The following is a 22,511-nucleotide window of genomic DNA, read 5'->3' on the forward strand; positions in this document are numbered from 1 at the left end:
GGGAATTCGTGATGAACCATGTTTATACGGGCCGTTATACCACTGACAATAAAGAGGATATTGTCGTCTTCATCATTGGAATGCGAATAAACAGACGGCTAGCCATTCATAAGTGGTTACCAGTATTCACTGCCATGCCTGGAATGATAAAAGAACTTAACACTAAGAAAGAGGAGCTAGGATTTTTATCGATGGAAAGTTTTTTTGGTCTTAGAACAACGGCGATGATCCAATATTGGCGTTCTGTCGATGACCTGCTCGCCTATGCTAAAAATGATAAACATTTAACTGCTTGGAGAAATTTCAATCAAAAAGTCGGGAATAATGATGCCGTTGGAATCTATCATGAAACTTATCATGTTAGGAAAGGAAGATATGAATCGATTTATGCAAATATGCCTCTCTATGGTTTAGGAAAAGCAGTAAACCATATTTCCACTACTCCTGAACGAAACTCCGCTCGTGAACGACTTAAAAATGTTTAAATAAGAAAAAGGAGGCAAATTATATTTCAATTGCCCAGAGTGTAGACAAAGTCAAAAATAAATTTTAGCTTTCTTTGTCCTCATGCATTCCTAGAAGGGAAAGTACCTGTTGTTCATCCAGAGTTATCAGGCTTGCCAACGATGCCAGCCCGATGGACAAAACTCATTGAATTCGCTCAACAATGGATTACCCAACAGTGGTCTGCCTCACTTTTTGTTTGCAGAAAACGTTTGATAGCTTGATTTATAGCAAAAAACCCGGATTTGTATTAGAACAAACCCGGGGATTCTTTTATTGGGTACAGCTTCATCATTGCTTCGCAGTGACTTGTGAGGAAGTATTTCCGTTCTCAGAAACGTACCCACGGTTTGAATCTTCAGTATGAGAGAACTTATCTATACCATTCTCAACAATTAGCCTTTTTTTCATTAACATATTTTGAAGACGCTCAGATGTTAAGACACGTCGCTATAGACCTTTTCATATCATTAACAAGTTCAGCCACTTCAGTCTCCATTCCTTCCCAATTATCCTCATACTCTCCTAAATAGGCCTTTCTTGCTTTGTCGAGTAAAATCGCATGCTCTTTATTTAATTGAGGTATCGCCCATTCAGCCGCCAAATCTTTTGAACTAATTTCACCGGTAGAGGCAGTCAGCCACATTCTGGCTAAAGTTAAAATTACATTGCGTTCATCCCCTTTCATGCCAGCTATCAACCCTGGTAAAGACTCTTTAATCGCCTTTTGAATATCTGTCATTGGTACTGATTCAAGAACTTCTGTTGCCTTTAGTCCAAAAAGGTTAATACTATTTTTTCTTAATTGAGCTAAAAGAATTGTTAAATCCGGATCAAAAGTCGGCTCTGGAATTTCTCCCTTCTCAAATTGTTCTCTTAACCACTCTCCGTACATAAATTCATATTTGGGAGGAAATTGCCAAGGAACAACATCTTTTTGATTGATAACCGTAACTTCCAGCGGTCTTATAGCATCTACGTTTCCTATTTCCCCAGATATAAGCATCAGCCTCTCTGCAAGCTCTTTTCGAGTTCTTTCAGATATATTATCATTAGTTACTACCAATATATCTATATCACTATCCGTGCGCAAACCTTCCATTACAGCAGAACCATATAAATATACTGCCACTAATATCCCGTCAAACAGCTCCACGATAATTTTTAATGCTTGAATTGCTTCATTCGGTATTTCTTTGTTATTCATATTCTCGGCAGGGAGCTCCTTTCATTCAAACAAACTTAAACACTCTTTTACCTATGCGCTTTATTAAATTTATCGCCACTGCAGTATTACCTGACACCATTTGCCCGCTCCATAATTTCTTGAACGATCGATGCTTTGGCATCTGCGTAATGCTGAACATGATGCCACTTACTTTTTGCCAAACTTCGCTTAACTTGCACACTTTCTTCCCAGTCTGTTTCACTGGCTCTTAATCCATCTCGATTCAGTGTTTTTTTTATCATTCTTATTTTCTCCTGTTGGCTTTTGGCCATTTGTGGAACGGTACATATTGCACCATTGTTTTAAAAATAATACTCCACTGCTTTTCATCGAGTGTTCCAATTGCCTTTTCATTGTTGATTTTTAGGTTTTTTCTCAAATATTTCATCTGAGGTGGTGTAAAAACACCAGATAAAGCAATTTCGAATGGAGCTTGTGGTTGCCTTAGAGCATATTCTGCAAGCCGTAAAAAATTTCTATACTCTTTTTTTGGCATTAACTCTTCTTTTTTTCGAGTAATCATCACCATTGCTGAATCTACTCTCGGTGGAGGCGAGAAATTATTACGGGAAATTTCTTTTATATAACGAAGATCAAACCACATTTTCCAAACTAAAACATATGAATTCTTAATGAATTTTGACGTGAAGCGCCTTGCTGCTCCTTTTTCCATTACAATTACACCACTTTGAAATCCACTTGATGGATTATCAAGAAGCATCTTCATAATTGGCGTCGTGATGGCATAGGGAATATTCGAAACGACGACAAATTTCTCTTTTGGCAATTGGATTTTCATAATATCTCTATGAATAATGATTGTATTGGAAGATTGCGCTGTTTTTCTGTTTAAAATATCTACAAACTTGGCATCATATTCTACCGCCAATACTTTTCTAGCTCTTTGACTTAATATTGTTGTTAAAGCACCCTTTCCAGCACCTAACTCTAAAACAATATCGTTGTTGCTAACATTTGCCCGATTTACAATTTCATCTAACAACTTCTTATTATGCATTAAATGCTGACCAGAAAAATTGGGAGGCTCCCCACGACTTAATTTTTTCCCACTATACTTATGAAATTTTTTTGTCATTTCTTCTCTTCCTTTCCTAATAAAAAATCACAGGCGATCTGCCTGTGATTCAGAGTAAAAGGGAGAAGACCCATCCTTATTAACCTAATGGATTCAGTAGCTTCATCAAATAAACCTCCTGTTCAATTAATAAGGAAGGAAAATTAGACAAAAATAAAGAAAGGCAGAATTATCCGTCTTTCTAAACATTACATATTTTACTATCTCTACACAAAGATAGTATAAAAAACACAGCGTAATTGCTGAATGGCAAAATACGTGTATTACAATACGAAATGAAGATTATTAAAAAAGGACAGACTTATCCCATCTACTCTGCATTCACAAACAGAGCCTTTGAAAGTATTCAATTACTGATTCAAAGTTGAGAAACGAAGTCTGATAGAATGTGTCATTTTTTAATAATCCTCCTACAAATTTAAAATACAATAGTCATTATAGACTCCCTGTTAAAAAAAGTCAAATGGAAATCATACTACCTACATTTACCTTAACCTAATTTTTTCTAACTTCCATATTTTCGAAATCAATGATTAATTCATGGGCAAGAAAAAAATCACTGCCGATGACATCATCAAATCCATGCATTTCTCTAACATCACCAAGTTGTATAGTGAATTTATCGAGTTGAAACATATCAATTGTCATGCTGCTTACTTCTTGTTCTATACAAATTTCTGTGCCGCCAATTCCGTACATTTTTCGTGTAACGACATTTTCTAAATCAAGCATCAGCCCGATTTCTTCACATAAGTCCGTATCTAAAATGGTTGAAGAACAGCCAGTATCAAGGAGCACGTTATTGAATGTCTTTCTGTTTCCATTGTATTTAATCTCAACAGATACTAGAGGTAAGTGATCATTCATCTGAAATCTCATACTCTTCTTCGCACTCCTATATACGGCTGCTCAATTATCTTTATTTCTTCATTATTTGTGTGAAAAATATATAATTCACGATTTTGATTTTCCGCATGTAGCTTTTTATATACTTTCCATGCAGCATTGCCATTTTCAAAGTCATCGATTACTGACATTTCTTCGATAATTCTTTCTTTTCCTCTTGTTTCTGATTTTAATGCTTCCACTAAAACACAGCGTTCTGGAAAAAGCTGACGAACTTCAGACCCTTTCAATTTAAAGTCCCTCCATTTGGAAAGTGATTTACATTTATTATAACATTAATTAGATTTATATAAGTTAATCCCCTTACAAACAAACACTATTAAGGACTTTAGAAACATTGATACGTCTTTATAAATCCGAGAATCTTCCACCGATTTTCGGCTTCTGGTGCTCATCCATTAATTTAACACTTAGAGTCGTTTTCTGTTTAACACAGACCCTTGTTCTTAAGAGGATACAGGTAATAGGTTAAAACTTGATGTATCTTTTATATATACCAATAATTTACACATTCATTCCACTTGCCTAATATACCCCCATAGCCGGGCAAGGGAAAATGCACCTATTAAAATTGGGTATATTTTTTACGTATACTTTCTATGTACATGCTCACTTTCTCATCATAATCAGGATATTTATAATTAAATGTTTTTGCAATAAAATGGGACGTTTCTCTAAATAATTCAATACTAGTATTAAGTGCTTCCCACATTTTTTGATACGAGCCCATATCATAAGTAGATAAAATGTTATTCCACATTTCTTCAGAAATATATTCTTTTAAGAACTTATCCGATTTTCCAATGCTTACAGAAAAACCTGTTTCCACTCCAACCTTCCAACGCAACATGGTATGCAAACTTGGACGAAATGCATGATTCATGATATCAATAGCAAAGAGAATTTCCCTTCTTGCAAGACCTTTTACAACATATGTAGATGTCATCCAAAACTCATTACAACAGTCATCAAATGATTGTTCACTTGGCTTATGAATGTGGTACAAGCGATCTGTCGGAATAACTGAATTCTGAATAAGATTATCCTTATCCAACAAGACTTCAACAAGTCCATCGCTATTTTTGAAATAATCTTCATATTCATTAAGCGGAATAAGTGTAAGGTCAATTTTCGTACCATCTTCAAAAATCATTAGATACGAGTACCAATTACCCAGCTCTGGTGGATACAATTCCATGGCTTCTGGTTTCTGCATAATTATCCTTTCACCAAAATAACTTAACCAATCATCACTTTTTTTGAAATCATCCATATCTGTAACAAAATAACTAAAATCATAATCTTGAAATTCATCCTTCGGAATATTTATATTTGTTCGTGACCCCTCAAGAGTAAAGAGTCTAATTTTTTCACAATTAAGAGCAAAATTCATCCCTAAATCCATCATTTCTTTCTTACTTCTCAATGTTATCACCTCCATAGACTGTTATAAAAATTATAATTCATCTGAAAAATTTATCGCAATGCTTTCAACGATTAATATGGCGAACGGAGATGGCCAGGAGCATTCAAAGAGTGTATAAAATGACGCAAGACTTTATATCATTAATCAGTAGTCAATGAAAAAAGGGGCGAGGAACGAAGCCCCCGAGGTGAGCGAACCGAACGGAGAATACATAGGTACTAATTAAAGTATTGCTATGACTCTTATTTTTCTTAATACTTTTCTATTTAATCCATTCATCAGCTAGTATGCCATAAACAACATGGTCAACATAATGGTCGTATAACCATTCTGCTCTTCTAATGCAGCCCTCATTAACGAAAGCTAGTCTTTCAGGTATTCTTCTACTTTTCTTATTCCCCACAGCAGCCCTAATTTCCACTTTATTTAATTTTAATTCAGTAAATGCATAATCAGTTAATGCTTTAGCTACCCTTGTCATAATACCATTTCCTTGATATCCTTCTCCGAGCCAATAGCCAATATATGCTGTATTGTTTGACCAATTAATACTATTAAAGCCAGCAACTCCAACGATATTTCCTTTGAATAAAATGACTGTACTCAGACTTTTATTTTCAGCAAAACCTTTTAAGCACATTTTTATATATTCAATTGTATCTTCAATTTTTATTGTAGTATCTAGCCATGGAAGCCATTCTCTTAAATACTCCCTTGAATTATTGGTTAATTCGAATATTCTTTCTCCATCCCTTAATTCAATTAATTTTAAAGATAAATCTTCATCGATTTTATGAACAAACATATTAACCCCTCCATACAATTTAATCTATCAAATTATAAATTGAAAAGATTTTACCAAATCGAGGAACTAAATTCTAGTAAACATTTAATTCCCTTCTCCTAAACTTTAGAAAACTATTCGCCCACATAGAACAATTGCTAGGTTTGAGAGGGGCGATAATTATGAACATTAAAAGAGAATTTATCGGAACACAGTACTTTGGTTCAGTTCAAAAGATTAACATCCGCGATGTTACTACATTTCATTGATAAAACCGAAGTAACCGAAAACAAAGTTGTTAAGATTTACTACAAGTTTGCACAGGTTGAGGGGTTATAATTCCCCTCAATCATTTTTTAAAACTAACTGTGAAACACACTCCACATGGCTCGAGAGGACAGAATGAATGTCATTTGAGCGTATCCGTTCTCGGAAACATATCCACTACGTTTTTGGCACTATCGGTAGGCGGGAACATATCGACATATATAATTATAACGCCAACTACTAGATTTGTAATTGGCGTTATAATTATTATGACTTTAGTTTTGCTTTTAACTCTTTTATTTTTGTTTCTATTGTTGATATTACTTTTTTAAATTCCTCATCACTCTTACCTGTAGGATCATCCAACCCCCAATCTTCCCTGTGTTTACATGGAAGGTAAGGGCATTCCACATTACACCCCATTGTAATAACAATATCTACTGGAGGTATTTCATCAAGCAACTTTGAATGTTGAGTTTTCTCCATATCTATATCATAAAGCTCTTTCATTAGGCGCACAGCATCCTGGTTAATTTGAGGTTTTGTTTCTGTGCCAGCAGAGTAGCTTTCAAATATATCTCCTGCAAAGTGCTTACCAAGTGCCTCGGCTATTTGGCTTCGACATGAATTATGAACACATATAAATGCGACCTTTAGTTTATTACTCATTAAGCATTACCTCCTTTCTAGCTTTTTTCTGGAAACCAGTGCCTTGTATTATTCGCTATCTTTACTAATATCAACATAACAGGCACTTCTGTTAGAACCCCTACAATGGTAGCAAGTGCAGCTGGGCTTTGTGTTCCAAACAATGCAATCGCAACGGCAACTGCCAGTTCAAAAAAGTTAGAGGCACCAATCATACCAGCAGGCGCTGCTATCTCATGAGGTAGTTTTATAACCTTGCTTGCTAGATATGCAATGAAAAAGATTAGGAAAGTCTGAATAATTAATGGTATAGCAATTAAAACAATATGAAGTGGATTATTCAGAATTACATCGCCCTGGAATGAAAAGATTATTATTAATGTTAGCAATAGACCTATGGTAGTGATATTCCCAAACTTCGGTATAAAACTCTTTTCAAAGTAATCGAGTCCTCGCTTTTTTGTGATGTAATTACGGGTAATTATACCACCAGCCAGCGGGATAACAACAAACAATACTACAGATAAAACAAGAGTGTCCCAGGGTATGGTTACACCGCCCACACCTAGAAGAAACGCAACTATAGGCGTGAAAGCTATGAGAATTATAAGATCATTTGTTGCCACTTGCACGACGGTATAAGCCGCGTTGCCTTTGGTCAAATAACTCCATACAAATACCATCGCTGTACACGGTGCAGCTCCAAGAAGTATTGCTCCCGCAAGATAGTCTTGTGCCAATTCTGCCGGAATTAGAGATTTGAAAATTACAAAGAAAAACAGCCATGCAATGCCGAACATGGTAAAAGGCTTTATCAACCAGTTGGTTATCCATGTAACAAAAAGCCCCTTAGGATTTTTGCCTACATTTCTTATGCTTTGAAAATCTACTTTTAACATCATTGGATATATCATAAGCCAGATTAAAATAGCCATAGGTATTGAAACATTTGCATATTCAAAACGCCCTAAAAACGCTGGGATTCCGGGTAAAAACTTTCCAATCAATACACCTGCAAACATACATAAAATAACCCATACAGTTAAGTACTTTTCAAAAAATCCAATTCCACTATTACGTTCCTTACTCATGTAAATCAATCCTCCTTTCTTTCTAAGCTATCGAAAAATGTAATTAAGTTTTGTGGGATTTCATATTTCTCATTTGTCAAGGGGATTGAACTATGGCCATTATAAACTTCTTTCAAAATTGCGTTAATAATCATGGATTTTGGTAGTTCCGTATATTCTATACCATCCTGCACCCAAACTCTGCAATCCACAGAGTCGCCACACAGATCCCCACATTCTTTGCAGGAAGATTCCTTAACCTCAAGAGCAATATCCCTGCCATTTACACGAATTGTTGGAGAACTTAAAAAATGGTGTTCAATGGCTAACTCCCTTGAATTTATATTAATCTTGTTTATAACTATATCAAACCCTGCTGCTCTTAATACCGTTGATACTTCATTAACTGCATCCTCAAGATTAGTTTCAGTTCCTTGACACCTCTTACATACACTCAGATCAAGATAAAGAAATTCTATTATAATCTGCCTTTTTTCCTGTTCTTGTCCGCAGCAACCACTGCCACAAGAGCAACAGCCAGCATCACTTTTATTCATCGCTTTTACTACCTCCAGAAAAGTCCACCATATTTTCAATTGATGCATCCTGAAACCAGGGGATTGCAACAAAGTTATCAGAACTTATTTGCTTAACTTTTTCCAGCCATTGCTTTTCAGCATCAGCGCGAGCTATTAACATACTATTTTTAGTATTCGTCAATGAAAGGCACTGATTAACCACCCACCATTTATTATTAATTCCCGCTCTATTTAGGTCATCACCCAGTCTCTGAGCTTCAAATACCGGTGTTGCTTCAGGCAATGTAACAATAATAACCTCTGTTTGTTTCTCATCCCGAAGTCTTGGAAGTAATCTTTGAACAGATATTGGCGTTTCACCTTTTGTTCTCTGAACCTCTTTATGATAACTCTGTGTAGAATCAAGCAACAGAAGCGTGTGACCCGTTGGTGCAGTATCAATAATTACAACTTCGTTTTCAGCCTTGTCAACAATCTCAGCAAAAGCTCTAAATACTGCAATCTCCTGTGTGCATGGAGAGCGTAAATCCTCTTCAACATAAGCAACATCATCTTCGCTCATTGTTTCACGAGCCTTACTTAATACCTCATTTTGATATCGCAATAGTTCCTGCTTTTCATCTATTTTACTTAGTTTAATATTTTTAGTATCTTCAACCACATATTTGAGATGATTAGCTGGGTCTGTAGATGTTAAATGTACCTTAACACCCTTTCTAGCAAGAGCCACAGCAATGGTTGCAGCAATAGTTGTTTTTCCAACACCGCCTTTGCCCATTGTAAATATCACTTTTTTACCTGCCCTATAAATATCTTCAATCAGAACATCTAGGTGTCTTAAATTTAAGGATTTGCTATAAAAATTATTTTTTGTGTAATCGTCACTATATAAAAATGTTTTAATATTATCAATACCTACAACGTTATAGGAACGAAGTGGTATAGTGAAAATTTTAAACTTTTTTAAACCCTGTGGCATATTTTCCAAAGCCTTTTGCTGCTTATCTAACATTTTAATCGAAACATCGTCAGTTGCTTCACTCAGTATACTATTGATAACTAAAACCTGATTGTTTATCCCTAGCTCACTAAGCTCATTGCTTGAACGTTCAGCTTCAATCAAAGGAGTTTCCTCCGGCCTTGATACCAATATCAAAGTTGTTTTATCTTTATCTGCAAGGTTTTCAACCGCATTCTTATACATATCCTTTTTATCTTGAAGTCCAGCGAGCTGACCTAAACATGACGCCCCATGTGTACTTTCACTGATAAAATTACTCCAGGCTGATGGTAATTGCAGCATACGAAGTGTGTGCCCTGTCGGAGCAGTATCAAAAATAATATAATCGTATTTATTCTCTGTGGATTTATCAGTGATGAAGTTCGAAAACTGGTCAAAAGCGGCAATTTCAACTGTACATGAACCTGAGAGTTGTTCCTCCATATTTACAATTACACTATCCGGCAACTTCCCCCTATATGGAGCAATAACCGATTCCCTATACTCTCTGGCAGCTTCCTCTGGGTTAAGATTCGCCACAACTAAACCCGGCACTCCATCAATCGGCACACCTTTGCCATCAAGCTCAGTATTAAAAACATCCTGCAAATTGGATGCAGGATCAGTGCTTATAAGGAGAACACTTTTTCCATTATCAGCTAAATTTACTGCCACAGCACAAGCGGTTGAGGTTTTACCTACACCACCCTTTCCTGTGAAAAACATATACTTAGTCAGATTTATCCCATCTAAACTAAATGGCTCATAATTATTCTTTAACATCTTAACAGCACCCCTTTGGTCCGCAGCAGCCGCTCTTCTTTTGAGGTTTTGTGCTTATTTCCACCCCTAACCATTCTGAAAACTCTTCGTTTGTTGGGTAGCTTTTGGTTTTTACAATTTCACCATCTGCCAGTGTTACAGGAAGAATATCTGCTCCTTCCTTTTGTAGAATTTCACTTATAACTTTATTGGAGATAAAATCCTGGGGTTCACTAGACAAACCATGCCTTTTTATAATAATCCCTTTTTCTTTAAGCGAATTAATAACAGTTGCTACTCTTAACAGCTCCGGATCAATAGATGGACCACAAACTCCTGTCGAGCAACACATTGCTGGGTCAAAAATCTCAATATTTTTCATTACTAAATCCTCCTTAACAACATTGATTATCAGATTTTTTATTTTTGCTCTTTTTACAAATACAATCTTCTTTGTCATTTGTTATGCATGTGAAGAAAGCTATTACCTCATCCGTTTTTTTCTTATTTAATGTATATCTCATCCAAGCCCCATCACGTACTGCATTTACAAGACCGCTTTCAGATAATATCTTCATATGATAACTAAGAGTGGATTGAGAAATACTGAATTCTTCTAATATATCGCATGCGCACATTTCTCCACACGATAGCATATCTATAATCTTTAACCGTGTTTCATCTGACATAGCCTTAATTGCAGGAACATAATCTGCATATGAATGTTTCATAAAATTACCTCCTATATATTCATATGTATCAATGACATCGAATGTTCTCGATATCTTATAACAAGAATATCAAGCATATCGATAGTTATCAATATGGTTTTATAATAAGTTAACGACAAAAAGCGCCGACTAAGATGCCACTGCACCTCAATCGGCGGTCAAATTCGTTTTATTTTTCTATATCAATTTCTATACCAGATTTAAATTCAATAGTTAGTTTATCATCATAGACCGTTATTTTCTCTATAAGTCTCCTTACTAGTTGCTCATCATACTCCTCAAGGAGGATGGATTGTTCATTAATGAATTTTTCCATATCTTCTAGCCTTTGCTTGGAGCCCTTTTTGCCAGCTTCTTCTGCTAAAGCCTTATGCCTTTCCTCTCTGAGCCTGTAAATCTCATCGGCTATATCGTTATAATCTTCTTTGGAATTGGCCAGCCTCAAAAGGTCTTTTTGTAATTCCTCTAGCTTTTTATCTATCTCGGAAACAATATTATTGTCCGTTTCACTTATCACTGTTTCTATATTTTCCTTTAAGATAGTTAAAAAGCCATCCTTTTGCCCTATTAGTTTATTAATTGCATCAACCGTAGCAAGGCCTATCATATCCTCCAGCACAGTTCGGGAATGACAAGTTAACCCTGTATTCTCAAGTCTACTGACGCATCTCCAAACAATCGATTTTTTACCTCGGTTATTCCAATGAACTCTACGGTATATTTCGCCACACTCACCACAGAAGATAATTTGCGAAAACACATGATTTGAACTAAAGTTTCTTTTCTTTCCACTAGTACTTATATGTCCTCTACTTCTACGAACTAACTCTTCTTGTACCTGCATGAAAATTTCACGCGGGATAATGGCTTCATGGTTATTCTCTACATAATACTGAGGTACGATTCCGTTATTCACAACCCTCTTTTTTGTAAGAAAATCTACCGTATAAGTTTTTTGGAGCAGTGCATCACCAATGTATTTTTCATTGCTTAATATTTTCCTTATAGTACTGGTATGCCACCTTTTTTTCCCCGCACCTGTAAGTATGCCATCAGCTTCAAGTCCTTTTTTGATTTTATCCATACTTGAGCCTTCAAGATACTCTCGGTAAATCCTTTTGACTATTTCAGCTTCCTCCGGTACAATTACTAATCGCTTATTTTCATCTTTGGTATATCCTAAAAACCTAGAACAATTGACCATTACCTCTCCCTGTTGGTATCGGTATTGATAGCCAAGCTTTACATTCTGGCTTAATGACTGGCTCTCTTGTTGCGCTAAGGATGCCATAATGGTAAGCATAATTTCACCTTTGGCATCCAGTGTATTGATATTTTCTTTCTCAAAATATACCGCAACATTTTTATCTTTAAGTTTTCTAATGTATTGTAGACAGTCCAAGGTATTTCTAGCAAATCGGCTTATTGATTTGGTAATAACCATATCAATTTTCCCAGCCATGCACTCATCAATCATTCGATTAAATTCGTCGCGATTTTTTGTATTTGTGCCGCTGATACCATCATCAGCAAAGATCCCTGCAAATTCCCACTCTGAATTCTTCTTGGTAAACTCTGTATAGTGTTCAATCTGCACTTCGTAACTACTAGCCTGCTCATCACTATCTGTAGAAACTCTGCAATAAGCAGCGACCCGAAGTTTTGGTGTTTCATCTTCTTTTCGATTGTTGCCTACACGTTTTATTGCAGGTATAATCATTACATTTTTATTAACTGCCATCTTGCTGCACCTCACTTTCTATTAAGCTGTATACATATTCCGCTTGTGTAAAAGGATTTGTATGCTTCTGAATTACTTGTCCTATGGTAAAATTCTTAGAAATAGTAGGTTTATCTTCTTTCTTGGGTTCAAAGATTCTACCTAGCTTTTTTGCTCTCTTTACCCTCTCTGCTTCTGCTTTTTCGTAGGTTTCTTTATCAATGATGGCAGGATAATAATCATCACCAAGATAACGTTCATTTCTTAGCATCCTTCCAGCAGTTCCATGATAAGCATCTATTCCAGCAGTCTTTGCTGCGACCGATAAGGAAAGGCCTGATAAGTAACCCTTATACAAATTCCTAACCTTTTCAGCTTTTTCTTCATCGATAACTGCTATTCCATTCTCTATCCTATAGCCATAAGGCGTATGTGCCACTTTTCTCACATCCTTTCCCTTAGTGTGATTCCACATTTCAGAACAAAACCTATCTCTACCCTTGAGTAAACTATAATTTTTTCAATATGATCATTGAAAATTTGCTCGTTAAAAGTGTTTATCATTTCAGCCTTATTTGTAAACTTTATTAAGTTACTGACTATAATATGGGGGTTTTTATCATCATCATAGATAGCACCGTTTGCCATTTGCAGAAGTTTGCCTGAAAGGACGGCTGCATTCATGGCATCTATTTCTTCATCAGCAAATTCAAGAACCATTTCTTCACGAAAGTGATCATATACTGATTGTTCTTTGTCATTTAGATACACAGGCACTTCATTGATCACGCACTCTGGCATTTTCAGAAAATCCACTGATTTCATGGAAATAGTGATATCCGAAATGAGCCGATAAATGGCATCTTCAGCACCTGGCAATGGTTTATATGAAAACACAATCTGCTGATTTCGTTTATCTGGTGTAAAGAAGGAATTGCGGTAGTGAGTTATGTACCTGCCGAGTCTTTTACCCATGTCGAGAATACGAAACTCTGCCCACAAATCCATTAACCCATTACTAGATGGTGTACCCGTAAGACCCACAATCCGTTTTGCCCTTGGTCTGACTTTTAGTAGACTTTTAAATCTTTTGGCACCATAGGACTTAAAGGATGATAGTTCATCAATGACCACCATATCGAAATTAAAAGGAATACCGCTTTTGTTTACCAACCAATCAACATTTTCTCTGTTTATAAGATAGACACTTGCAGGTTTCCTAAGAGCCGCCAATCGCTCCTGCTCTGTTCCAATCGCTACCGAAAACTCCAGCCCTTTTAAATGCTCCCACTTATTTATCTCAGCTGGCCAAGTATCCCTAGCTACTCGAAGTGGGGCAATGACCAGAACCTTTCCAATTTCAAAACTATCAAGACATAAGTCAAATATAGCCGTTAGAGTAATGACACTTTTGCCAAGGCCCATTTCTAAAAACACCGCAGCTATGGGATGCTCTAGAATGAAGTTCGTTGCATAGGTCTGATATTTATGAGGATTGTATTTCACCCAGTATCCCTCCAATCTGCTGAACATCATCAATGACATAGCAAGTAAAGCCTAACTTCTGTAATTGCCTTATTCTTCTAATCTGTAACGGACGAGGTTTCTTTCCGGGAGCCTTTAATTCCACAAAAGCCATCTTCCCATATGGTAAAAGCACTAGGCGGTCTGGCATCCCATCTAAACCTGGACTAACAAACTTCGCCGCAATGCCCCCCATCTTTTTTACCTCCGCCACCAGTTTCTTTTCGATATATTTTTCAAGCATAAATACCTCCCATATAAAAAGGCTCGGAACAAGAAAACAACTTTGACCCAATTTTCCTATACGCGCGTGTATGCGTGTATGCACAGGCTACTATTACTTCTTTTGACTATTTATAAATAAATAGAATACTTCTTGTTCCACTTGTTCCGAACCGTTGATTTTCCTTATTATTACTAACTTTAGGGAAGGAACTAGTATGGGAACAAGGTAAGGTACAACTTAGCGTTGTTCCTCGACTCGGGAATAAGCTCGTTGCTTTCCGTAGACAGGAAACGTCACAACACCATTCTTGTTCCCGGTGTACTTGTTCCACTCACTGATCTTTCTCATAATGGCACCGATGGCATAAGAATCTGAAGGCTTTAGCATTGAGGCCTCTTTACCGAAACACTCACACCAAATTTCCATATTACAGACAAGGGTTCTTTTTACTGTTCCAACACGGGTGCCGCCGCCAAATTCGCTACCGCCGAGGAAATTTCTACGCTCGTACAAAGACATCGTGTCCCAATCATCCGGCAAGAGCGTATCCAGATAGGTACGAACCAGTCCTTCTCGTTCATCTGTTTCCATCGCATCTGCCTGTTCACTCGTCGCCATGGATACATCATCACCTTCAAGGTAGAGTTTTTCTCCATTCTCATAAAGCACTAGTGCTTCTGCCCAAATCTGCTGTACTTCCTCTTTGGTCATCTGCCAAGCTTTCTTTTTACCGTCGCCGCTAATACGGACTGGCCAAAATCTGCGGTTGCCCGTAATATCTCGAAGAAATCCACTTTCTGCATTCGTTGAACCTACAATTACACACTGACGGGGATGGCTTTCGACGTTGACCCCATAACTGGCACGGTACTTATCATCCGCCCTTGAAATAAAGGACTTCACAACCTCCACATCCGTCTTACGCATTCCAGCAAGCTCTCCTAGTTCCAGTAACCAATATCCCTGAAGTTTCTCAGCCCCGGATTTATCCTTCATATCTGTAATAGTCAAACTATCTGAAAACCAGTCTCCAGCAAGTTTGGCAAAGAAGGTTGACTTACCGATACCTTGAGGCCCGTTTAAGATTAGAACACTATCAAACTTTGTACCGGGTCTATAAATGCGGGCTACCGCTGCAACCATAGTTTTGCGAATCACTGCTTTTGTATAGGAATTATCTGTTGCACCGAAATAATCAATGAGTAGATTTTCTACTCGGCTAATACCATCCCATTTTGGCAGGGAGTCTAGATACTCCTTAACAGGATGGTAGGCTCGTTCTGACGCTACAGCTAATACAGCATCTTTGGTCTTGGTAGGGGAATAGACTCCGTATTTGCTGCTTAAGTACACCTTAAGAAGTGCGTTATCCGAATCATTCCAACCCATCTTGATCTGTTCCCAAGGCAGACCACCTTTGGCATCAATACCGTCACGGTGGCAATTGAAAGCGATATGCTGTAATTCCTCATCATGCCGAATAATCAAGACAATGTTATCCAGTGTGTCTTTTATCCGACCTTGCTTATCTAGTTCCAAACCTGTCTGCCAATCCTCATCACTAAACTCCTCTTCAGCCTGAGCCTGTCTTTCCTTTGCGAACTCGGCTTTTACCGCTTCATCTTTTATAGCAAACTCGCACATTGCCACAAAAGACGGCATCCTGCCAGGAGCCGTAGTAGTGGAAGCTCTATCATCTAAAGAGCCGAATTTATGAATACGAACGAGATCAAAAGCATTAAGAAGCAGGCCGCTTGCTGGATCAGTAGCATGGTGGCTGTATGCAAATTTATCATCATAGATAATCACACCCGCACTACTGTCAGCTGGAATATAGTCATATCGCCCTTCCATAGCAGATGGGGCGTAAACTGCACCTAAAAATTTATCAATTGCTTCACGAACGGAATAGGCGCGACAGAAAGTTCCTACTACACCTTCCTTTAAAAGAGGATCTGCTTGTTCTTTAAGACTGCGATTAATAACTTCAGACTGCCTGCTTGATACGGGCCAAGTTGTTGTATCTCGCCAGTTTTCATATTTAGAGAGATAAACATCAGGGTCAAGTAATGCCCCATCCTGTTCTTCATAGACAAATTGACCGTTAGAGGAAGTGGATGGCCAATACATAAGGCGATGGGCTTCATATGTCGTATCATCGAAAAGATCAATACCGATTTCTTTTGCCACCATACGTCCAACAGCTGCATATTCTTCTTCGCTGATCTCACAAGCAAGGGGAACAATAAGTCTGAGTCTTGGATTTTCCGGTGTGTGCTTATGAGTGGAGTAAACGCAACATTTGAAATCAAAAAGCATACTGATTTGCTCCCAAATATCCGGTCTACCGTAATCCATATCAAGGGTAAGCAAAGAACGGCATAAAACATTGCCCTTCTTTCGCCTTCCTTCTTTTAAATGCCCTCCGACAAAGCCACCCACGTCTTTGATATCATCTTGCTGGCCTTTTTTAAGTTTCCGATATTCTTCTACCGTTTCTGTAGTACGTTGGGTTGTCTTTACACGGGAGCAAAAATCCTCCCAGGAGATATCTTTGTTTTTCCATTTTCTATCCATCCGGCTATTGCCCACTGCAATTTTCATAAGCTTTCAACCTCCTCATGCACCGGACTAAAATACCTGACCGTTTGCCTGCGTTTCTTGGCTACTTCAATCTCCCTTGCCATACCGGTTGAGATGGTATTGCCCAGCACCCACACCTCGGAGCATTTACCCATAAGCACGATGTCCATAAATATGGCAAGCTCTCGTTCCTCTGGGTTTTCATCATCCATAAACTGCGGAAACATAAGGTGGGGAGCAATTGGGATACAATTACTCTCCAAGGCAAATCTACAAAAGCTACGAGCCTTTTTAACATTTCCTTCTACATCACCGGAATAGGGAGAACAGATATATACAAGCGGCTTAAAGGCAGATTTTTTCTCTGCCTTTTCCTTTTTCATTATGTTGGTCAGTGCTTCATGTGGAGTTGGGTCATGGTATCCTTCGTGATTGAATTTGTTGATTCCCATTACACACCCTCCATTTCTATCTGTGGCAAAATACCGTCTGCCTTCATTAGTTCGTAAATGAAGAGTCTGCCTTTTTGAGTCCAGTATGTATGGACCTTTGTATGCTGCTGCCCGTTACTGCCAAGGTAGCTATGTGTCTTAGTGCTGGTGTAGCCTTTTTCCGCATACTTCTGATATAAAAGCCAGATGCCGCCTTGTTTAAACTGGACGCCCTTTTTATTAAGATAGCGGTTCATCCAAATAGCTGACTTGCCGTAATCTTTGGCAATTGCTGATGTAGAAATGAGGTCTTTGCAATTTAAAACCACATCGTAATAAGAGACTTTCGGTTTCATTTCTGCAATTTGCTGATTCTGAACAGCAATCGTACCTTCAAGCACTTTATTTTGTTTCCTTACTTGAGTTAGCTGTTGATTGGCAATTTGAAGTGCCCTTGCCATGATTGCCTCTGGGGAATTCCATCTTCTTTCTATTTCAAGAAAGTATTGGCGACACTCTTTCCCTTTTGGAGTACGCTGTATCATGCATAGCTCTTTTGCCATGTCAATTGTTAACTGATGGTCAATGCTTGGTCTGCCTCCAGTACTTTCGCTCAAAATGAGCTAAAGTCTGATCCTTCCTCAAATCCGTACTCACACATTCTTGGAAACCAATCTTTATAAGCGGTCTTTACTTCCAAGGCTTCATGTAAATCACGACCGAGTACGGTTGGTCGTTGATTTTCATAATTGATTTTTACTAATTCGTCCATACGAATTACCTCCTGCAATATAGTCAGAGGATAGTTCCTCTACCTAATAGCCACAGGAGGTAATGATTGTTGAGGATTTTGAAAAAATAAATTATACATCTGATTGTTTTTCGGAATTTGAGAATGTAAAGTAGATTTAACAGTTGATTCAGTAATTTTCTACTTTAACAAACGGACTAGATTTCTAAACAAGAAATAGTGATTTGGAGCTAATAGGAAGAGAAAAACAGTCATTTTTGTATCATATTTTATCTATGACCTGGATGAGTAAGGTTGGTAGAGTCTGAAGATAATCAATTAAAATAAAAAATACAGAGCGAGAAATTCTCACTCTGTATTTTTTATTTTTGCATCGTTCACTTATCGCTTTTACTTGATGTTATTTTAAGAGTGGCTAAAGCTATGATCCCACCAACTGCAATAAATACAATGTCCAAAACGATTTCCAACCCTTGAAACGCATCAATATAATTTACTAAAAACCAACTTTTTCCTCCATTAGTCAAATGATTGATTAATCCTCCTACTCCCTGAATAATAAAAAGTAGGCTGAGTCCACTGATAATTTCTTTCATGATGAACACCTCTTTAATATTTTTTCTAATTTAATATGCCTCTAAGACCGATATTAAAAAAAACTGCACCTATGACTCCTGTCGCTACCAAGAGTGAAGAGATTGGAGCTTCATTTAATTTTGACCTCATTTTAACAAGAATTTGTTGCAACCTTTCTTTAAATATAATATTAACCCCTAATAGTAATAGAGAAGGAAGCACCATTACTAGATTGTATCCAATAATTATTAAGATAGCAGGTGTAGTCTCAATTGTTTGATGATACATTAAAAAGATTGAATAAAAGTAAGGCAGTGCCGTTACAAATTCAATTAGGAAAACAATGATCCCTAATATAATCATCCCTTTAATAGTTGTATTTTTGGGGATAAATGAAATTAAACGTTTTTTTGTAGTCTCTTTTGGTTTACTGAAGCTTATTAGAACAAGAACTGCTCCAAGTAGGATATAAAACCAATTGATAAAGTCAAACTGAGACAATTGTTCTATTCTCTTCAATAATGAATTTCCACCAAAGTAGAGTAATAAACCCGTGATGAAATAGCCTAACTGCGTGATGAATAAAAACACAAATAAACGAGAAGATAACTGATTCGGTTGTGTCAGTAATAAATAGGCTGTTACAGTCAGTACACCGGGACTTAAAATATCAATTAAAGCACACAAAAAAATAATCATTAATGCTGAAGAAATGTCTAATGATGAAGAAGGCATCAATGCTTCAATAGTTTCGATCAAACAAACTAGTCCTCCTTTAAATGTTGTGGTATTATCTATTTAACACATCGTGCTATAAAAATATAATAACACACTGCGCTAAATAAAGGAAGTGATTTTTATAATGCCAAAAATTGTTGATCATGATGAAAAGCGCAAACAAATTGCTGAGGCTGCATGGAATATTATTAGGAAAGAAGGGGTTGAGAAGGCGTCTATACGAAGAGTTGCAGCTGAGGCAGGGATGTCTTCTGGTGCGTTAAGACATTATTTTTCAACTCAAGATGAAATGTTATTATTTATTATGAATTACTACTTAGAAGAAGGGAAAAAACGTTCTCAAAATAAAGAATGGTCAGAAAACCCAGTGCAGGCAGTAGAAGAAGTTTTATTAGAGCTAGTACCAATAGATGAAGAAAAGAAAATTGAAACGAGTGTTTGGTGGATTCTTGCATTACGTTCACTTACAAGTGATACAATAAAGGACAAAAAAGATGAAATTACGGACGGTACATATGAATTAGCAAATTCAATGATTGAAATCTTAGCTCTAAAAGGCGTATTATCAGATTCAATGAATGCAGAATTAGAAAAGAGTAGGTTAACGGCATTAATAGAGGGATTGTCGATTCATGCTTTATTAAGACCTGATGTATACTCTCCAGAAAAGGTGAAGGAAGTTATTCGTTATCATTTAGAGACACTCTGCAATAAAATCAATTAAGCTAATCGGTCGATGTAATTATTGTCCCATGTGTTTTTAATAGATTTAGTCTTACCCCATGATTTATTATTAACTTTATAGAGAGAGGAGTCAAAATCGGTTCTTTCACTATATTTCTTCAAGATTCGAATTTTAACCCTTTATTCCACAAAAATGGAGCGTTTATTAAACAAACAAGATAGCACGTACCGGTCATAAAATAAGTGCTATCCTGTTTTCATTATTTAAAAATTGAAGGTCTTTTAACCTCCTCCCACACGATTATCCGATTACCAATTAATTTAATCTTTTTGATACAACTGACACTCATAACCATCAGCACTAAGCAACAGGCCATTTGCCCATGTTGGTATCTTAGCCATCTGTTCACAAATAGCGGAAAGTAACGTCCCCATATCTGCCTCGATGATAATTTCATCGTGTACATGAGCCACAATAGAACAATTCTTTAATGTCTGCATGGCATGACACAAAATGTCACGACTGATTGCCTGAACAATATTCTCTACAAATTTGGGTCCATAGCTATCGATTCTTTCCCATTTCTTCGTCCCACCGACCCCTTCGTAAGTAACCGACTCACCGCCGAACACGTTCTCTCCCATACGGGGTTTCACATAGGCAAGCCGTCTACCAGAAGGAAGGACAATGAAGAGCATTCCACTTTGATATATAAATTTAATGCCGTGTGTCGCTGTGGGAGTTTTTTGCTTAACACAAGTTTTTACTGCACGGTCAACATCCCACCACAATTTTGTGATATTGGGATTGGACTGTCTCCAAGCCGTTACAAGGGGCTGAAGTTCCTCTTCTTCAATTCCCATCTCCAAAGCACCCATTGATTTTAATGCTCCAACAGATCCACCATAACCGAGGGCAAGTTCGGCTATTTTCCCTTTCTGACGAAGGTGACCGTTCACACCATGCTTTTCAACAGGTACATTAAACATCTGAGAGGCACTGGCACAGTAGATGTCACCGCCGTTTTGGAATACATCTATTCTCCATTTTTCACTTGCAAGCCAAGCAATGACGCGAGCCTCAATCGCTGAAAAATCTGCCACAATGAACTTCATACCTTCTCGCGGTATAAAAGCAGTACGGATAAGTTCCGACAGTACCTCTGGAATTGAATCATAGAGTAAAGTAAGAGCATCAAAGTTTCCGCTTCGAACTAAAGCACGAGCCTGTTCCAAATCGGGCATATGGTTTTGGGGGAGATTTTGCAACTGAATCAGCCTGCCAGAGAATCTGCCGGTTCTGTTGGCTCCGTAAAACTGAAACATTCCTCTTGCACGACCGTCACTACATACCGCATTTTCCATTGCCGTGTATTTTTTCACCGATGATTTTGCAAGCTGCTGACGAAGTTCCAAAACGGTGCCTAGTGGTTCAGGTGCTGTCTTTAACATCTCAGCAACTGCTTTTTTACCAAGACTATCTGTTTCCAATCCGTTATCAGCAAGCCATTCTTTCATTTGTTGTACAGAGTTTGGATTCTCCAAATTAGTTATATCCTGCATTAAAGCCATTAGCTTTTCCCGCGACTGTTCATCCATCTTGACGGCTTGTTTTACAAAAGCCATGTCAATAGCGATACCACGATCATTGATTTTCTGGTCAAGATGATATTCTGACCATATATTCTCTGGAAGCGGGAATTTAGATAGTCTCTGCTGTATTGACATCTCGGCTTCCACATCACGGAGGTTATATGCTTTAAATCGCTCCCATTTATCCATGTCGTGTTTTGGCAAATTACGAACTCGTCCTCCGTTTGATTTAGTAGGGGAGCAAGGTGTACAGAAATATTTAATGAGGTCTTTGCCTTCCGTCAATTTTTGTTTTTCCAATCCTAAGACTGCACCGACGCCCTCAAGTGAAAGTGGAAGTCCCATATAAGCCGACCATACCATAGAACATTTCCAGGATGTAGGATCAAGATAATCAGTAAGGTTAAGCCATTTTGATAGGCAAACACGCTCAAACATAGCATTAAAGGCCCATTTGGTAACGGAATTATCCATAAGTGCGTTTATAATTTCAGCTGGGATTTCCTCTCCGCAGGCAAGATCAACAACTTGTACTTCACCAGAATCTACCGAATAGCCAAATAGTAGAATTTCAAAATCATCACTCTCGGCATAACGGTAAACTCCAGACTTTTGAAGATTGGCACTACTAAATGTTTCAATATCAATAGATATAGAATTCATGTATTACACCCTTTCCAATGCAAACGAGGGTGGCAGAAGAACAACTTCCACCACCCCGTTT

Annotated in this window: 27 protein-coding genes and 2 pseudogenes; 3 read left to right on the plus strand and 26 right to left on the minus strand. The window is 37.5% G+C overall.

Going from position 1 to position 22,511, the window contains the following annotated elements; translation table 11 throughout:
* Positions 1-11: 11 nt before the first annotated feature.
* Positions 12-485, plus strand: coding sequence for a DUF4188 domain-containing protein (locus NST02_RS22240; RefSeq protein WP_373315136.1), 474 nt, complete (start codon positions 12-14; stop codon positions 483-485).
* A 63-nt stretch (positions 486-548) separates the two neighbouring features.
* Positions 549-728 (plus strand): annotated as a pseudogene (locus NST02_RS23825) (hypothetical protein); the annotation flags it as partial.
* A 206-nt stretch (positions 729-934) separates the two neighbouring features.
* Here NST02_RS23825 and ant(9) read toward each other — a convergent pair.
* The 25 genes and pseudogenes from ant(9) to NST02_RS22350 all read right to left on the minus strand — a co-directional run bounded on the left by ant(9) (position 935) and on the right by NST02_RS22350 (position 19,531).
* Positions 935-1,711 carry an aminoglycoside nucleotidyltransferase ANT(9) gene (ant(9), locus tag NST02_RS22245; RefSeq protein ID WP_095309039.1) on the minus strand — a complete coding sequence of 259 codons (777 nt, stop codon included), beginning with the start codon at positions 1,709-1,711 and terminating at the stop codon, positions 935-937.
* A gap of 86 nt (positions 1,712-1,797) precedes the next feature.
* Positions 1,798-1,974: a GrpB family protein gene (locus NST02_RS22250; protein ID WP_235879413.1), complete on the minus strand. Its 177-nt coding sequence runs from the start codon at positions 1,972-1,974 to the stop codon at positions 1,798-1,800.
* A 2-nt stretch (positions 1,975-1,976) separates the two neighbouring features.
* On the minus strand, positions 1,977-2,828 hold the full coding sequence (gene erm / locus NST02_RS22255; protein ID WP_095309042.1) for a 23S ribosomal RNA methyltransferase Erm: 852 nt from the start codon (positions 2,826-2,828) through the stop codon (positions 1,977-1,979).
* A gap of 350 nt (positions 2,829-3,178) precedes the next feature.
* On the minus strand, positions 3,179-3,223 hold the full coding sequence (locus NST02_RS23830; RefSeq protein WP_137743070.1) for an erythromycin resistance leader peptide: 45 nt from the start codon (positions 3,221-3,223) through the stop codon (positions 3,179-3,181).
* A 100-nt stretch (positions 3,224-3,323) separates the two neighbouring features.
* Positions 3,324-3,707, minus strand: coding sequence for a retropepsin-like aspartic protease (locus NST02_RS22260; RefSeq protein ID WP_095309044.1), 384 nt, complete (start codon positions 3,705-3,707; stop codon positions 3,324-3,326).
* Positions 3,704-3,964: a hypothetical protein gene (locus NST02_RS22265; RefSeq protein WP_095309046.1), complete on the minus strand. Its 261-nt coding sequence runs from the start codon at positions 3,962-3,964 to the stop codon at positions 3,704-3,706. The genes NST02_RS22260 and NST02_RS22265 overlap by 4 nt, the downstream gene beginning before the upstream one ends.
* Positions 3,965-4,299: 335 nt before the next feature.
* Positions 4,300-5,160: an aminoglycoside 6-adenylyltransferase gene (ant(6), locus tag NST02_RS22270; protein ID WP_137743020.1), complete on the minus strand. Its 861-nt coding sequence runs from the start codon at positions 5,158-5,160 to the stop codon at positions 4,300-4,302.
* Positions 5,161-5,422: 262 nt separating this feature from the next.
* The gene (locus NST02_RS22275) at positions 5,423-5,965 is read right to left on the minus strand and encodes a GNAT family N-acetyltransferase (protein WP_095309050.1); all 543 of its coding nucleotides are present in this window, start codon (positions 5,963-5,965) and stop codon (positions 5,423-5,425) included.
* A 513-nt stretch (positions 5,966-6,478) separates the two neighbouring features.
* Entirely contained in the window at positions 6,479-6,880 is a 402-nt protein-coding gene (locus NST02_RS22280) for an arsenate reductase ArsC (protein ID WP_014097261.1), read from the minus strand.
* A 17-nt stretch (positions 6,881-6,897) separates the two neighbouring features.
* On the minus strand, positions 6,898-7,950 hold the full coding sequence (gene arsB / locus NST02_RS22285; RefSeq protein WP_061857590.1) for an ACR3 family arsenite efflux transporter: 1,053 nt from the start codon (positions 7,948-7,950) through the stop codon (positions 6,898-6,900).
* A 5-nt stretch (positions 7,951-7,955) separates the two neighbouring features.
* On the minus strand, positions 7,956-8,486 hold the full coding sequence (locus tag NST02_RS22290; RefSeq protein ID WP_340949816.1) for a DUF2703 domain-containing protein: 531 nt from the start codon (positions 8,484-8,486) through the stop codon (positions 7,956-7,958).
* Positions 8,479-10,251 carry an arsenical pump-driving ATPase gene (gene arsA, locus NST02_RS22295; protein ID WP_340949817.1) on the minus strand — a complete coding sequence of 591 codons (1,773 nt, stop codon included), beginning with the start codon at positions 10,249-10,251 and terminating at the stop codon, positions 8,479-8,481. The genes NST02_RS22290 and arsA overlap by 8 nt, the downstream gene beginning before the upstream one ends.
* A gap of 1 nt (position 10,252) precedes the next feature.
* Entirely contained in the window at positions 10,253-10,612 is a 360-nt protein-coding gene (arsD, locus tag NST02_RS22300) for an arsenite efflux transporter metallochaperone ArsD (protein ID WP_014097257.1), read from the minus strand.
* Between the two features lie 13 nt (positions 10,613-10,625).
* Positions 10,626-10,961, minus strand: coding sequence for an ArsR/SmtB family transcription factor (locus NST02_RS22305; protein ID WP_014097256.1), 336 nt, complete (start codon positions 10,959-10,961; stop codon positions 10,626-10,628).
* Between the two features lie 169 nt (positions 10,962-11,130).
* Positions 11,131-12,702, minus strand: coding sequence for a recombinase family protein (locus tag NST02_RS22310; protein WP_340949821.1), 1,572 nt, complete (start codon positions 12,700-12,702; stop codon positions 11,131-11,133).
* Positions 12,692-13,120, minus strand: coding sequence for a recombinase family protein (locus NST02_RS22315; RefSeq protein WP_061566590.1), 429 nt, complete (start codon positions 13,118-13,120; stop codon positions 12,692-12,694). Before NST02_RS22315 ends, NST02_RS22310 begins: the two co-directional genes overlap by 11 nt.
* A gap of 5 nt (positions 13,121-13,125) precedes the next feature.
* Positions 13,126-14,187: an SNF2-related protein gene (locus NST02_RS22320; RefSeq protein WP_340949823.1), complete on the minus strand. Its 1,062-nt coding sequence runs from the start codon at positions 14,185-14,187 to the stop codon at positions 13,126-13,128.
* Positions 14,168-14,449, minus strand: a complete 282-nt coding sequence (locus NST02_RS22325; RefSeq protein ID WP_340949825.1) for a VRR-NUC domain-containing protein — start codon at positions 14,447-14,449, stop codon at positions 14,168-14,170. Before NST02_RS22325 ends, NST02_RS22320 begins: the two co-directional genes overlap by 20 nt.
* A 219-nt stretch (positions 14,450-14,668) precedes the next feature.
* On the minus strand, positions 14,669-17,035 hold the full coding sequence (locus NST02_RS22330) for a virulence-associated E family protein (RefSeq protein ID WP_340949826.1): 2,367 nt from the start codon (positions 17,033-17,035) through the stop codon (positions 14,669-14,671).
* Positions 17,032-17,466, minus strand: a complete 435-nt coding sequence (locus NST02_RS22335) for a DUF7768 domain-containing protein (RefSeq protein WP_340949827.1) — start codon at positions 17,464-17,466, stop codon at positions 17,032-17,034. Before NST02_RS22335 ends, NST02_RS22330 begins: the two co-directional genes overlap by 4 nt.
* Entirely contained in the window at positions 17,466-17,990 is a 525-nt protein-coding gene (locus NST02_RS22340; protein WP_441193845.1) for a phage antirepressor KilAC domain-containing protein, read from the minus strand. The genes NST02_RS22335 and NST02_RS22340 overlap by 1 nt, the downstream gene beginning before the upstream one ends.
* A 24-nt stretch (positions 17,991-18,014) precedes the next feature.
* A pseudogene (locus NST02_RS23835) lies at positions 18,015-18,062 on the minus strand (hypothetical protein); the annotation flags it as partial.
* Positions 18,059-18,217, minus strand: a complete 159-nt coding sequence (locus NST02_RS23840; protein ID WP_307257804.1) for an antA/AntB antirepressor family protein — start codon at positions 18,215-18,217, stop codon at positions 18,059-18,061. The pseudogene NST02_RS23835 and the gene NST02_RS23840, both read right to left, overlap by 4 nt.
* A gap of 356 nt (positions 18,218-18,573) precedes the next feature.
* A complete protein-coding gene (locus NST02_RS22345) occupies positions 18,574-18,792 on the minus strand; it encodes a hypothetical protein (RefSeq protein WP_340949828.1) in 219 nt (72 codons plus the stop codon).
* 25 nt (positions 18,793-18,817) lie between these two features.
* Positions 18,818-19,531, minus strand: coding sequence for a GAP family protein (locus NST02_RS22350; protein ID WP_340949830.1), 714 nt, complete (start codon positions 19,529-19,531; stop codon positions 18,818-18,820).
* Between the two features lie 103 nt (positions 19,532-19,634).
* On the opposite strand from NST02_RS22350, the gene NST02_RS22355 reads away from it, so the two are divergent.
* On the plus strand, positions 19,635-20,234 hold the full coding sequence (locus tag NST02_RS22355; RefSeq protein ID WP_340949833.1) for a TetR/AcrR family transcriptional regulator: 600 nt from the start codon (positions 19,635-19,637) through the stop codon (positions 20,232-20,234).
* Between the two features lie 281 nt (positions 20,235-20,515).
* Here the strand turns inward: NST02_RS22355 and NST02_RS22360 are convergent, their stop codons facing one another.
* Entirely contained in the window at positions 20,516-22,450 is a 1,935-nt protein-coding gene (locus tag NST02_RS22360; protein WP_340949835.1) for a DNA polymerase, read from the minus strand.
* Positions 22,451-22,511 lie beyond the last annotated feature (61 nt).

The organism is Robertmurraya sp. FSL W8-0741, from assembly GCF_038004005.1.
Classification (GTDB): domain Bacteria; phylum Bacillota; class Bacilli; order Bacillales; family Cytobacillaceae; genus Robertmurraya; species Robertmurraya siralis.